General features: G+C 60.5%; 9 protein-coding genes. 5 read left to right on the forward strand and 4 right to left on the reverse strand.

Features of this window, described 5'->3' with window-relative positions; genetic code table 11:
- Positions 1–11: 11 nt before the first annotated feature.
- Complete coding sequence (locus BOP93_RS05375) at positions 12–2,429, reverse strand: glucose/quinate/shikimate family membrane-bound PQQ-dependent dehydrogenase (protein ID WP_104501811.1); 2,418 nt, start codon at positions 2,427–2,429, stop codon at positions 12–14.
- A 452-nt stretch (positions 2,430–2,881) separates the two neighbouring features.
- On the reverse strand, positions 2,882–4,900 hold the full coding sequence (locus BOP93_RS05380; protein ID WP_104501812.1) for a TonB-dependent receptor: 2,019 nt from the start codon (positions 4,898–4,900) through the stop codon (positions 2,882–2,884).
- Positions 4,901–5,069: 169 nt separating this feature from the next.
- Here BOP93_RS05380 and BOP93_RS05385 point away from each other — a divergent pair, with 169 nt between their 5' ends.
- Together BOP93_RS05385 and BOP93_RS05390 are read left to right on the forward strand one after the other, a co-directional pair.
- Positions 5,070–5,303 (forward strand): VF530 family DNA-binding protein, encoded by a 234-nt coding sequence (locus BOP93_RS05385; protein WP_065885949.1) that lies wholly within the window; start codon positions 5,070–5,072, stop codon positions 5,301–5,303.
- A 4-nt stretch (positions 5,304–5,307) separates the two neighbouring features.
- The gene (locus BOP93_RS05390) at positions 5,308–5,931 is read left to right on the forward strand and encodes a Pr6Pr family membrane protein (protein WP_104501813.1); all 624 of its coding nucleotides are present in this window, start codon (positions 5,308–5,310) and stop codon (positions 5,929–5,931) included.
- Between the two features lies 1 nt (position 5,932).
- On the opposite strand, the gene BOP93_RS05395 is transcribed toward BOP93_RS05390, so the two are convergent.
- Positions 5,933–6,700, reverse strand: a complete 768-nt coding sequence (locus BOP93_RS05395) for a siderophore-interacting protein (RefSeq protein ID WP_104501814.1) — start codon at positions 6,698–6,700, stop codon at positions 5,933–5,935.
- Entirely contained in the window at positions 6,697–7,206 is a 510-nt protein-coding gene (locus BOP93_RS05400) for a PadR family transcriptional regulator (RefSeq protein WP_104501815.1), read from the reverse strand. The genes BOP93_RS05395 and BOP93_RS05400 overlap by 4 nt, the downstream gene beginning before the upstream one ends.
- A gap of 493 nt (positions 7,207–7,699) precedes the next feature.
- Here BOP93_RS05400 and BOP93_RS05405 point away from each other — a divergent pair, with 493 nt between their 5' ends.
- The 3 genes from BOP93_RS05405 to BOP93_RS05415 all read left to right on the forward strand — a co-directional run bounded on the left by BOP93_RS05405 (position 7,700) and on the right by BOP93_RS05415 (position 12,092).
- Positions 7,700–8,197 (forward strand): CS1 type fimbrial major subunit, encoded by a 498-nt coding sequence (locus BOP93_RS05405; RefSeq protein WP_104501816.1) that lies wholly within the window; start codon positions 7,700–7,702, stop codon positions 8,195–8,197.
- A 108-nt stretch (positions 8,198–8,305) separates the two neighbouring features.
- Positions 8,306–10,828, forward strand: a complete 2,523-nt coding sequence (locus BOP93_RS05410) for a CS1-pili formation C-terminal domain-containing protein (protein ID WP_104501817.1) — start codon at positions 8,306–8,308, stop codon at positions 10,826–10,828.
- 31 nt (positions 10,829–10,859) lie between these two features.
- Positions 10,860–12,092 carry a hypothetical protein gene (locus BOP93_RS05415; protein WP_104501818.1) on the forward strand — a complete coding sequence of 411 codons (1,233 nt, stop codon included), beginning with the start codon at positions 10,860–10,862 and terminating at the stop codon, positions 12,090–12,092.
- Positions 12,093–12,096: the final 4 nt, after the last annotated feature.

Genomic DNA, 12,096 nt, shown 5'->3' on the forward strand with positions numbered 1-12,096 from the left:
GCCAGTCTTGCTTATTCCGGCAGTTTGAACGCCATCACGTAGTCACCCTGCTTGGTGCCCAGGGAGCCATGACCGCCGGCCATGACCAGCACGTATTGCTTGCCGTCCTTGCCGGTGTACGTCATCGGGGTGGTTTGCGCGCCTGCAGGCAGGCGGCCTTCCCACAGTTGCTTGCCGTTTTTCACGTCGTAGGCACGCAGGTACTGGTCGAGGGTGCCGCTGAGGAACGCGACGCCACCGGCGGTGGTGAACGTACCGCCCAGGCTCGGCACGCCCATGGTCAGCGGGATCGGGATCGGCGAGCTGTCACGCACGGTGCCGTTCTTGTGCATCCAGATGGTCTGATGGGTGGTCAGGTCGACCGCTGCCACGTAACCCCACGCCGGCGCCTGGCACGGCAGGCCCATCGGCGACAGCAGCGCTTCGAGGATCACACCGTACGGTGCGCCTTTGTTTGGCTGTATGCCTTCGGTTTCGCTGACGCGCGGGCCTTGTTTGGCGATGTCGGCGGCCGGGATCAGCTTCGATTTGAACGCCATGTAGCTCGGGTTCACGAAGGCGATCTGGCGCACCGGGTCAACCGAGATGCCGCCCCAGTCGAACACACCGAAGTTACCCGGATAAACGATCGAGCCTTGCAACGATGGCGGGGTGAACGGGCCGTCGTAGCGCAGCGACTTGAAGTCGATCCGGCAGATCAGTTGGTCGAACGGCGTCACGCCCCACATATCACGCTCCTTGAGGGGCGGTGGCATGAAGTTCAGGTCAGACTTGGGTTGGGTCGGGGACGTGCGATCACCGGCCACTGCGCCTTGCGGTACAGGGATTTCGTTGATCGGAACCACTGGCTGACCGTTGCTGCGGTCCAGCACGTAGATGCTGCCTTGCTTGGTCGATGCCATCACTGCTTGCTTGACGCCGTCAGCAGTCTTGATATCGATCAGCGACGGCTGGCCGCCCACGTCCATGTCCCACAGGTCATGATGGGTGAACTGGAAGGTCCACTTCACATGGCCGCTGTCGATGTCCAGGGCGGTCAGGCCGGCAGCGTATTTTTCCGAGTCGTCAGTACGGTCGCCGCCGTATTGATCGGGCATCTGGTTGCCCATCGGCAGGTAGAGCATGCCGAGTTTTTCATCCACGGCGAACATGGACCACATGTTCGGCGAGTTGCGGGTGTAAGTCTTGCCTTCGGCCAACGGGGTGGTGTCGTCCGGGTTGCCGCTGTCCCAGTTCCACACCAGCTTGCCGGTGTGCACGTCGAACGCACGGATCACGCCGCTTGGCTCGTCGGTGGAAACGTTGTCGGTCACGTGACCGCCGATGACCACCAGGTTTTTGGTCACGGCCGGTGGCGAGGTGGAGTAGTAGCCGCCTGGCGCGAAGCTGCCGATGTTGGCACGCAGGTCGACCTGGCCTTTGTCACCGAAGTCTTCGCACATCTTGCCGGTGTCGGCGTTCAGGGCGATCAGACGGGTGTCGGCGGTCGGCACGAAGATGCGTTTCGGGCAGGCGTTCGGCGCGGCGGCGAGGCTGGCGCTGCCGGTCGGGCTCTGCTCGGAGGCATAGGCGGCGTCGTCGTGGTACGACACGCCACGGCAGGTCATGTGTGCCCAACCCTTGAAGTTTTCAGCACCCTGGGTGGTGATCTTCGGGTCGAAACGCCAGATTTCCTTGCCGGTGTCAGGGTCCAGGGCAATCACCTGGCTGTGCGGGGTGCACACGTACAGCATGCCGTTGACTTTCAGCGGGGTGTTTTCCGCGGTGGTTTCACCGGGATCGCCCGCGCCGGGAATGTCACCGGTACGGAAGGTCCAGGCCGGCACCAGCTTGTGCGCGTTTTCCGGGGTGATCTGCGCCAGTGGCGAGTAACGGTCACCGAAGGCCGAGCGGCCATAGGAATTCCAGTCACCGTCGGCCTGGGTCGGCGCAGCGCTGGCCATACCAGGCACCGCGTCGCGGTCGAGTTGGCCGGTCTTGACCATTTCACCTGGATTAGTGAACTGGCTGGCCAGGGCGGTAGCGCCCGCCAGCACCACGGCTACGCTCAGCGCGCCGGTGCCCAGCGGCGCGGCCTGACCACGCAGCAACGGACGGCGAAACCACGGCAGCAACATGACGATGCCCAGGGCGAACAGCAGGGCCAGGCGCGGCACCAGTTGCCACCAGTCCAGGCCCACTTCCCACAGTGCCCACACGGTGCTGGCGAACAGCACCAATGCGTACAGGCCCAGCGCAGCACGGCGGGTGGCCAGCAGCAATACGCCGGTCAGGGCGATGCCGATACCGGCCAGCAGGTAATACAGCGAGCCGCCGAGCATGCTCAGCTTGACCCCACCGGCCAGTAAGGCCAGCCCCATGATCAGCAGCAATACGCCCAGCAACCTGGGCAGCAGGCGGCTTGGGCTTGAGGCACCATCAGTGCTCATAGTGTGTTTCTCCGTTACGTTGGAATTATGTAACCCCGTGCTTCATTCACTGTAGATGACGATTCGGCACGGGCTTGGTTCATCGTTTTTTTTGGTTTTTTCTGTGGATAAACGGGTTATCCACAGGCAAGCAATAACACCCCATGCGCAGGTCTATTTCAGACAGCGCTGTCTTTGCGTACAGGGAGGTTCGGCAAAAAGGGTCGACCGGGAGGTGAGGCGTTTCAGATTGTTGCGAAGGATAATGCGGCGGGGCATTTTGAGAAAGGGTGAATCGCAAGATGCATCATTTCAGATTTGGTAACAGTGACAGATAGTCGCTGCCTGAATAGCCTTTGTAGGAGCGAGCTTGCTCGCGAAAAAACCACTGGCGCCGCGTGTGTTCAGGAAGCACGCGTTATCGTTGACGGTTTTCGCGAGCAAGCTCGCTCCTACAGGAGGCGAGGTGGGGGTTAGAAGGTGGTGCGGATGCCGAACTGCACACTGCGCCCCGGTGCCGGCGCGATGTCGCGCAGGATCGAGCTGGCATAGCGCACCGTCTGGTTGGTCAGGTTTTCACCGTTGACGAACGCCAGCCATTGGCTGCCACCCACATTGAAGTGGTAACCCGCACTGGCGCCGAGGGTGGTATAGCCATCGGTGCCGCTTTCGTTACTCGGCACACGGCCCTGGCCGGCGGCGTGTTCTACGTCGATACGCGCCTGCCAGCGGTCCAGTTCCCAGAGCAACCCGCTGTTCACGCGCAGCGGCGCAATGCGCGGCAGGGCTTCGCCCGTGTCCAGGTTGGTCGCGCGGGTGTAGTCGCCCGACAGCTCCAGGGCGAACTTGCCGTAGGCGCCTTCGCCGAGTTTCCAGTGATCCTGGGCTTCGAAGCCGGCGAAACGGGCGCGTACGCCCGAATAGCTGTACTCGGGAATACCGCCGGCGTCCTCTTCACCTTCGTCGTTCAACGTACGGCCAGTGCCGAGCAAGCCGATGTAATTGGAGAAGCGGCTGTAGAACACGCCGAAGCTGCCTTTATGGGTGCCGTTGTCGAAGCGCAGGGCCAGGTCGCTGGACACGGCTTTTTCCTTGGACAGGTTGGCATCGCCCAATTCGTAGGTGCCGGTGGCGACGTGGGCACCATTGGCGTACAGCTCGTAGAACGTGGGCGCACGCTCGGTGTAGCCCAACGTTGCAGCCAGGGACCAGATCGGCGTCAGGCTGTAAACCGCGCCGGAGGACAGGCTGCCCGCGGTGAAGTCACTGGCCTTGTCGGCATTGGCGAAGCGCGCGTTGCCCTTGGCATCCGGGTCGACGCTGGTGTGTTCCAGGCGCCCGCCGAGGCTGAGCTTCAGGCGTTCGCTGGCTTGCATCTCTTCAAGGATAAACAGTGCACCGGCGTTGGTGTCGGTCTGGGGCACGAAGGCTTCTTCGCCCAGGGCCGAGAACTCGTTGCGGGTCACCTGGGCGCCGACCACGCCATCGAATGGGCCGACAGGCTGGTGACGGGCTTCAACGCGGGCTTCATAGCCTTTGTTCTTGAAGGTGGTACCCGTCTCGCCACCTTCGATTTCGCGGTGTTCGTAGTCGGTATAGCCCGCGTCGAGTTTCACCGAGGTGAACGGCCCTTGCAGGTTACGGATCTCGGACGCGAAGGCGTAGTGCTCCTGCTGCATGCGGATGCGCACATCCTGCTCGGCCGGCGAGCCGTAGTTACTGTCGTAGTTGCTGTAGGACAGCCCCGCGTAGCCGTCATCCCAAGTGTAGGAACCGCCTACGGCACCGCCATCCTGGCGCCCGTCGCTGTTGCCCAGGCGGCCGTTCTTGCCGGGGCCATCCTCGGTGTCGGGGGCATGGCGGCTACGCGCAGAGCCCGGGATTTTCAAGTCGTTGAATTCCCGCGCGTTGGCGTCCAGGTGCAAGGCGAAGGTGCCATCGCCGGCCTCCAGCTTGCCCGCGCTGCTGCGGGTGGTGTCGGCGCCGCCGTAGCGCAGTTCACCGGCACCGTGGATGCCTTCGATGGCGGCGGTGGGGATGCGGTTGTCAAAGGTATTGACCACGCCGCCGATGGCGCTGCCGCCGTACAGCAAGGCCGCCGGGCCGCGCACGATTTCAATGCGGTCGACGTTGATCGGGTCCAGCGGCACGGCATGGTCATAGGACAGCGACGATGCATCCAGCGCACCCACGCCATTGCGCAGGAGGCGAATACGGTCACCGTCCTGGCCACGAATGATCGGCCGGCTGGCGCCCGGGCCAAAGTAGGAAGACGACACCCCCGGCTGCCTGTTCAGGGTCTCGCCAAGGCTGCCTTTTTGCTGCAGGGTCAGCTCATCGCCTTCCAGCACGGTGGTGGGCGAGGCGAGCTGTTCGCTGCCCAGGGGATTGGCGGTGATGATTTGCGGTTGCAGCTCCAGGGCGTGGGCTTCGGAGCAGATCAGCAGGGCGGCGGCGAGCGGGGACAAACGCCAGAAACAGGAGACGGACATCGGACATTCCTTGGCAGGATTTTGATAAGAGATGTTACAATATAACATCTCTTTTTAGCCTGAGAAGGGGAACTTTTTCCGGCCGGCTATATTCAATGCAGTGCTTCCACCGTTACGCCCCGTCGGCTAAGGTGCGCGGCTGTGTTTCCTCTCCTGCAAAAGGCCCGGCATGACCGCGACAAGCAACGACCCACTCCACGGCGTGACCCTGCAACACGTCCTCACCACGCTGGTGGCGCATTACGAATGGAGCGGCCTGGCCGAGCGTATTGATATCCGCTGCTTCAAGAGCGATCCCAGTATCAAGTCGAGCCTGACCTTCCTGCGCAAGACCCCTTGGGCCCGTGAAAAAGTCGAAGGGTTGTACGTCAAGCTGATGCGCACCAAACGCCCGCTGGACTGAACCCATGAAGCGTTTTGTCGCGACGGCGGCGCTTGCCGGCTGGGTGGGGTTGGCGATCCAGCAATACCTGATCCTTTATTCACGCTGGTCCATTGAAGCCAGCCTGCTGGGTGGGGTGGTGAGTTTTTTCAGTTTCTTCACCGTGTTGACCAACACCCTGGTGGTGGTGGTGTTGAGCTACGCCTGGGTCAACCGGGAGTCAGCCGGCAAACGGTTTTTCCTGGCACCTCACATCAGCAGTGGAGTCGCCGTGAGCATTGTGGTGGTGAGCCTGGCCTACAACCTGCTGCTGCGGCATTTGTGGAGCCCTGAAGGCTTTCAATTTATTGCCGATGAATTGCTGCACGACGTGATGCCGTTGCTGTTTCTGATTTATTGGTGGCGCTGTGTGCCCAAGGGGTATCTGCGCCTCAAGCACATCGGCGCCTGGGTGATTTACCCATTGATGTACTTCGCGTATGTGCTGATGCGTGGGCGTTTGCTTGGGCAATATCAGTACCCGTTCATCGATGTGGACCGCCTCGGTTATCCACAAGTGTTTGTGAATGCCGGGGGGATTCTGGCGGGGTTTGTGGCGACAGCGTTGGTGATGGTGGGGCTGGATAAATTCATCAAGCCCCGGTCCTGACTCACTCTTGCGGGCTGCCGTCGGCGCGCCAGTAACCCACGGCCTTGAGGTATTCTTCATTGACTTCGTAGGTGTCCAGCAGCACCCGCCGTACTTGGCGCGACAACCTGGTTTCGGTCGCCACGAAGATGTACAGCTTGCCGCCGGGCAGCTTCAGGTTTTGCACCACCTCAAGCAGGTCATCGTGGCCACGCAGCACCCAGATCACCTCCACATCGGCCGCACTTTGCAGCGTCTGTTGTTCCGCCGCATCGGCGATTTCAATCACCGCAAGCACCTTGCGCCCAGCGGGCAACTCCTCCAGGCGCCGCGCAATGGCGGGCAGGGCGGTTTCATCGCCGATCAGCAGGTAGCTGTCGAAAATGTCCGGCACGATCATCGAGCCCCGTGGCCCACCGATATACAGGTGCTGCCCGACCTGCGCCTGCTCGGCCCAGGTGGACGCAGGGCCATCGCCATGCAGCACGAAGTCGATATCCAGCTCGCCGATTTCTAGGTCGTAGCGCCGTGGCGTGTAGTCGCGCATGGCCGGTTGCGGGCCGTCGCCCTTGATGGCGAACGTCGGGCTTTCAAGCGCTGCTTGCTCGGCGGCGTTCTGCGGGAACAGCAGCTTGATGTGATCGTCGCTGCCCAGGCTGATAAAGCCCTCCAGTTCAGGCCCGCCCAGTGTGATGCGACGCATGCGTGGGGTGATGTCCACCACCCGCAGAACTTCCAGGCGGCGGCGTTTGATTTCGTGGGTCACGCGATGAATGGCTTGTGTGTTCATTGGTCTGTCCCGTCGGCAATGGCTTGAGCGGTGCGATTGAGCAGCGCCGCGACACGAATGATTTCTTCCGGGCTCCAGTGCCCGTTGTGCGAATGCAAGGCGTGGCGCAGGTTGTGCACCGCCTCATGGATCTGGGGTGGGCGGTCGTGGCCACGCAGCGAGCGCTTGCTGACATCCAGGCGCATGCGCACACCCTCCAGGGCAACGGCTTGTTCGCTTAAGAAGAGACGACCGGCGTCGGTGATTGTGTAGCGTTTTTTTCCGCCATCGGCGTCGCCGCTGATCAGCTCGCTCTCTTCAAGAAAGGTCAGGGTGGGGTAGATCACGCCGGGACTGGGGCTGTAGGCGCCGTCGAACAGGCTCTCGATGCGGCGGATCAGGTCGTAGCCATGGCAAGGTTGCTCGGCGATCAATGACAACAGCAGCAGCTTCAGGTCGCCGGGAGCGAATACCCGTGGGCCGCGGCCGCCGCGTTTTTCAAATTCGCCGCGATGCTCGTGTTTCATGCGCAAGTCCTCTGTACAGGTTTAGATATAACTTAAGATATATCTTTACGTGGAGGATAGTCCTTGGCGACCAACGGTCAATGGGGTAGGCACGGGTTTCGGTCATAAGTGAAACAAGTCCGATTGGACCTTTTTTATTTATAGAGCTATAACTTTAATTAGAGTTATAGCTCGAATTCTTGTCTGGTCCGGTATTGCGCAGGCGCTTTTTACTTTGTGTGGTCTGCCTCTTACAGTAACTTCCTTATCGTGTTTTTAAGTGTGTAGCTTGTTTCCTACGGATACTTTTAAAGTTTTGGCGAAATGCCATCTTTTTCGCTCAACCCTTGTTTACAAGGGCTACGCTCATTTTAGAATGCGCCTGCATACCTGCCTCTAGTTTCGATTGATCATTGTTTGGCATTGCTTGTTCCAACTAATCGGCAATGTAATTCGTTGTTGGGGATGTCCTTGGCAATGAACCAATCAATGTTGTCAACTACAGGTATTGACCATGTTCAAGAAGTTTGCTGTTGCTGTTCCCCTGGCTGTTCTGGCGCTGTCTTCCTCGGTAACCGCTATCGCTGCCGGTGAAGCCAGCCACACCGTCAACCTCAAGGCAAACATCCCGACCACCGTTTTCCACGCCCAGCCGCGTGATCCGAACTGGGGCCGTGACGAGACCATGACCTACAACCTGGTCAGCGGTGAATTGGCTCCCTTGAGCGCCATCTACGACATCAAGAACACCAACGGTTCGGTTGCCGCCTACATCGAAGGTGGCCCGGCGGTGCTGTTCAACGGTGATGCCGCGCAGAACATCCCGGTTACCACCACCCTCAATCGTGTGACCCTGTCCGGCACCCCGCAGGAAGTGCTCAACGAAGCCGACTCCACTCCAGGTGCGGGTGTTGAACTGCACATCTCCGCTGCCAAGCCTACGGCGACTCAGCGTGGTTCCTACACTGCCGTGATACCGCTGGTATTCGACGCCGTACTGCCAGCCCTGTGATGCCAATGAGTGCCTGTTAATCACGGGCATTCACTTGCAGGTCGGCTGATTCCCTTCTCTGTCCGCCGACCTGGTTTTTTTATCTCTTGGCATTCAGGGTATCCGTTCATGTTTCCGATGACGCCTATCGCGGCTGCGCTTGCGCTGTTGATGTGTACGAGTGCGCTGGCTGCACCTGCTGCCTCCGGCGCTGCAACCCCTGGCAGCTTGATTACCCAGGCCCAAGGCCTGCCCGCAGGTTTCAGTGATCACTTTTTCGACGTGCCTTTGGCGGTGCGGGTGGACCTTGACCAGCAACCGCTGGGCGAGGCTCTGATTGTGCTGTCACGGGATGATCGCGTGACCTTGCTCGAATTCACCGACACCGGCGACAGCAAAGTCCCGGCCGCTACCCGTGATACCTGGCAAGCCCTGTTGGAAAAAGGCGTGGCCCTGGGCGCCTGCACCCAGGCCTGCCCGGAAAAAATGATCTCGGCGTTCTACAACCTGGAAAGCTCGCAGTTGTCGATCCTCACCCAGGACGTCGAACGCAGTGACGACATTCCGCGTTTCTATGACCAACCCGAAGGCGGCAGCCTGGGGCTGATCATTAACAACCAGCTCAACCTCAACGGCAGCCAGGAAGACAGCCTGGGCGGTCGCTACGGCTTGCAAGCCAGCTCCAGCCTTGGCAACTGGAGCCAGGTGCTCAACCTGCAACTGGCGCGGCAGAGTGGCGATGAAGAACAAGTGCGCCATGCGATCCACGAGCTGTATACCCAGCGTGAGTTGGAAGGGCAGTTTTTCCGCCTTGGCCATTTCACCCCCAATTCCGATGGTCTGACCCGTCAATTGCGCAGCTTCGGCGCCAGCCCCGATACGGCGCTGGGCCTGATGTATGGCAGTTCCGACAGCCTGGCCATCAACAATTCCAAGCCCAGCGTGTACCCGATCTACGTCACCGCCAACCGCCAGGCGGCGGTGGAGATCTACCGCAACGGCTTGTTGATCAACACTCAGGCGGTAGCGGCCGGCCTGCAAACCCTGGATACCCGGCCACTGCCCGGCGGCATTTATGAAGTGGAAGTGCGCCTGGTGGAAGACGGCCTGACCACCAGTACTACCCAGGAGTTGGTCTACAAGCCCAGCAACTGGCGCAACGCCGAAGACCGCTGGCGCTACAACCTGTTCGCCGGGCGCGAGACCAAACTCTTCAGCAACTGGGATGAGCAGGCCTCGGGCGCGATGACGGCCGGTGCGTCGCTCAACTATCTGATACACCCGCGCGTGATCCTCGGCCTGTCGGCCCGCCAGGTGCGCGAGCAACTCCAGTACGGCGGGTCGATGGACTGGACGGTGGCCAATAACACCAGCGTCTATGCCAACCTGTACCAGACCCAGGAACATGGCATCGGCATGGACCTGCAAGGGCTCTACACCCTGGGCTCAACCAACCTGGTGTTCAGCCATAACCGCAGTTGGCTGGACACTCGTGACACCTACGAAACACTGCCGGACGGTACGCGTCTGCGCCGCAATACCTTCGTGGGTGAGGCCAGCAACACCGCGTTGTCGGTCAACCACCGGCTCGACGCGAAAAACACCCTGAACATGCGCCTGTCCCACAGTGAGGGCAATATCGAGGGCGCGGGGCTTGACCTGGGCTGGAGCCGCCACGACAACCTGTTCGGCAGCGATGCCAACTGGCGTTTTTCGGTGTTCGACCGACCCGGCAGCGCCGGTACCAACGACGCGCGCAACCGGGGTGTGGATGTGAGCGTGAGTGTCAATCTGGGCAGTGAAGGCCGGCAGATTTCCGGCAGCATCGGCACACGGACTGCCCGTGATGGCGGGCGCGATAATAACGCCTCGGTGACCTTGCGCCAGGACCTCTCCGATCACTTCCTGCAAAGCGTTTCGGCGACGGCGATCACCGACACCTATGGCGTCGGCCTGTCGAGCATGGCCAGCTTCAATACGGACGCGCTCAGCGGTGACGGTTTTGTACAGCGCAGTTCCTTCAATGGCGACCTCAGCGGTGGCTTGAACCTCAACAGCACCTTCGTTGCCGGTGCCGGCAAGATGCTGCTGAGTAGCCAATACCAAGGCAACGGCGCCGGCATGATCATCGACGTGGAAACCGACCTCGACGAAATCGCCCTGCGCGCCGACGACCTCGGCGGTGGTGGCGCAATCTTGCGTCCGGGGCGCAATTACGTACCGGTCTCGGCCTACAAGAGCAGCAGTGTGAGCTTCGACTTTGAAGGCAATCATCCGCCCGCCGCCAATATCCAGCCGACCCGCGCCAGCTATCACCTGAACAAAGGCGGCGTGGACTACCGGAAAATCACCGTGATGAAAACCGTCACCGTGCTCGGCCGCTTGTTGGATGAACGCGGTGCACCGCTCAAGGGCCATCACGTGATCAACCATGCCAGCCGTGGAGTCAGCGAAGTGGACGGGTTCTTCTCGATGGAAATGAGTTCCAGCGCACCCACCTTGCAAGTGCGCTACCAAAACCAGTTGCTTTGCCAGTTTCGCTTGGACCCCAGCAATGCGCCGAACGAAAACGACGTGTTGATGATCGGCGATTTGCGCTGCACCAAGGACACGCTCGCAGAAGCGACCCACAACGCCGAAACCGCTGGTTAACGGCGGTTCGGATAAAAGAACCGGGATTTTTATGAGTGTTAATACAGCAATCAAACAGTTCGCAGGACCTTGCGTGTTGGCGGTGGCCCTGGGGGCGTTCAGCCAGCCGGCGCTGGCCATCGTGGAGGAGATTACCGCAGTCTTTCGCCCTGACCCCTCTAACCCCATGAGCAACAAGTTCATCAACACGACGCCGCAAAGTGGGTTATGCCCTTGGCACGTTCCGGCCAAATGTGAGGCGGTCAATACCTTCAGTATTCGTAATAGCTCGTTCAGGGCCTATTCGACTGGACCCATACCGGCCTATCCCGACGACCCACGCAAGAGCGCCTACTTCAAGGTGCCTTCAGCATTCCGTGATCTGCAAGTGACGCACAGAGGCACCGGCAGAGTGGAAACGGTACAGATGCGCATGGCTGGAATTGGAGGGCGGTGGAATGCGCCGGTATCTTCTTGGGCGACTACGGATGCAAGCTGGAACCGCTACTGGTACGGGGCGCCCTCGCCGTGTATGCCGATCAATTACATTGCGGCAGGGACCAACTTCGCGCTGTTTTTCTGGATCGTGCCTGAAAACGCCGGGGCTTGCAGTGTGACCAACGGTTACGAAATCGCGCGTATGAGCTACTCCACGCTTGAGTATGGCTATGAACTCAAGACTCCCAACCCGCTGGGGATGGACGCCGGTGTGTATGAGGGGAGCATCACTTACAGTATGGGGCCGGGCGGTGACGTCGATTTCGGCGATGCGATGATCCCGGATGACAACGTACTCACCTTCAACTTTACCTTGTCGGTCGAGCACAACCTCAAGGTTGACCTGCCGCCAGGCGGCAACCGCATCGAATTGCTACCCGAAGGTGGCTGGCAAGCCTGGCTCAACCGTGGGCGCCAGCCAGCGCGGTTATTCCGTGACCAGACCTTCGTCATTTCCGCCAGTGGGCGTTTCAAGATGCAGCTCGAATGCGGCCTTGCGGTGGGCAACACCTGTGGCTTGCGCAATGACGCGGGGGACCAGGTGCCGTTGCAGGTGGCTGTCAGCCTGCCATTTGGCATGCAGGACCAGGCCGGGCAAGCCGTCAACAAGCTGCCCCTGCGCCTGGATGGCGTGGGCACCGAGCTGTTCCAGCCGGTGTTTTATGTGAACAACCGCTCCGGAAAACTGCACTTTGAAGTCGAAAACGACGACGTCAAAGGGATGCTCGAACATCCGGGCAGCACCTATTCGGGCGTGGTCACGGTGATCTGGGATTCAGAAGTCTGAGCGG

This window comes from Pseudomonas orientalis (genome assembly GCF_002934065.1).
In the GTDB taxonomy this organism is placed as follows: Bacteria; Pseudomonadota; Gammaproteobacteria; order Pseudomonadales; family Pseudomonadaceae; genus Aquipseudomonas; species Aquipseudomonas orientalis_A.

Bases quoted from the DNA above. Each gene is read 5' to 3' on its own strand.
- BOP93_RS05390 (WP_104501813.1), top strand. From the start codon at position 5,308: ATGAAGCGTTTTGTCGCGACGGCGGCGCTTGCCGGCTGGGTGGGGTTG.
- BOP93_RS05415 (WP_104501818.1), top strand. From the start codon at position 10,860: ATGAGTGTTAATACAGCAATCAAACAGTTCGCAGGACCTTGCGTGTTG.
- BOP93_RS05380 (WP_104501812.1), bottom strand. From the start codon at position 4,900: ATGTCCGTCTCCTGTTTCTGGCGTTTGTCCCCGCTCGCCGCCGCCCTG.
- BOP93_RS05375 (WP_104501811.1), bottom strand. From the start codon at position 2,429: ATGAGCACTGATGGTGCCTCAAGCCCAAGCCGCCTGCTGCCCAGGTTG.
- BOP93_RS05410 (WP_104501817.1), top strand. From the start codon at position 8,306: ATGTTTCCGATGACGCCTATCGCGGCTGCGCTTGCGCTGTTGATGTGT.
- BOP93_RS05395 (WP_104501814.1), bottom strand. From the start codon at position 6,700: ATGAACACACAAGCCATTCATCGCGTGACCCACGAAATCAAACGCCGC.
- BOP93_RS05385 (WP_065885949.1), top strand. From the start codon at position 5,070: ATGACCGCGACAAGCAACGACCCACTCCACGGCGTGACCCTGCAACAC.
- BOP93_RS05405 (WP_104501816.1), top strand. From the start codon at position 7,700: ATGTTCAAGAAGTTTGCTGTTGCTGTTCCCCTGGCTGTTCTGGCGCTG.
- BOP93_RS05400 (WP_104501815.1), bottom strand. From the start codon at position 7,206: ATGAAACACGAGCATCGCGGCGAATTTGAAAAACGCGGCGGCCGCGGC.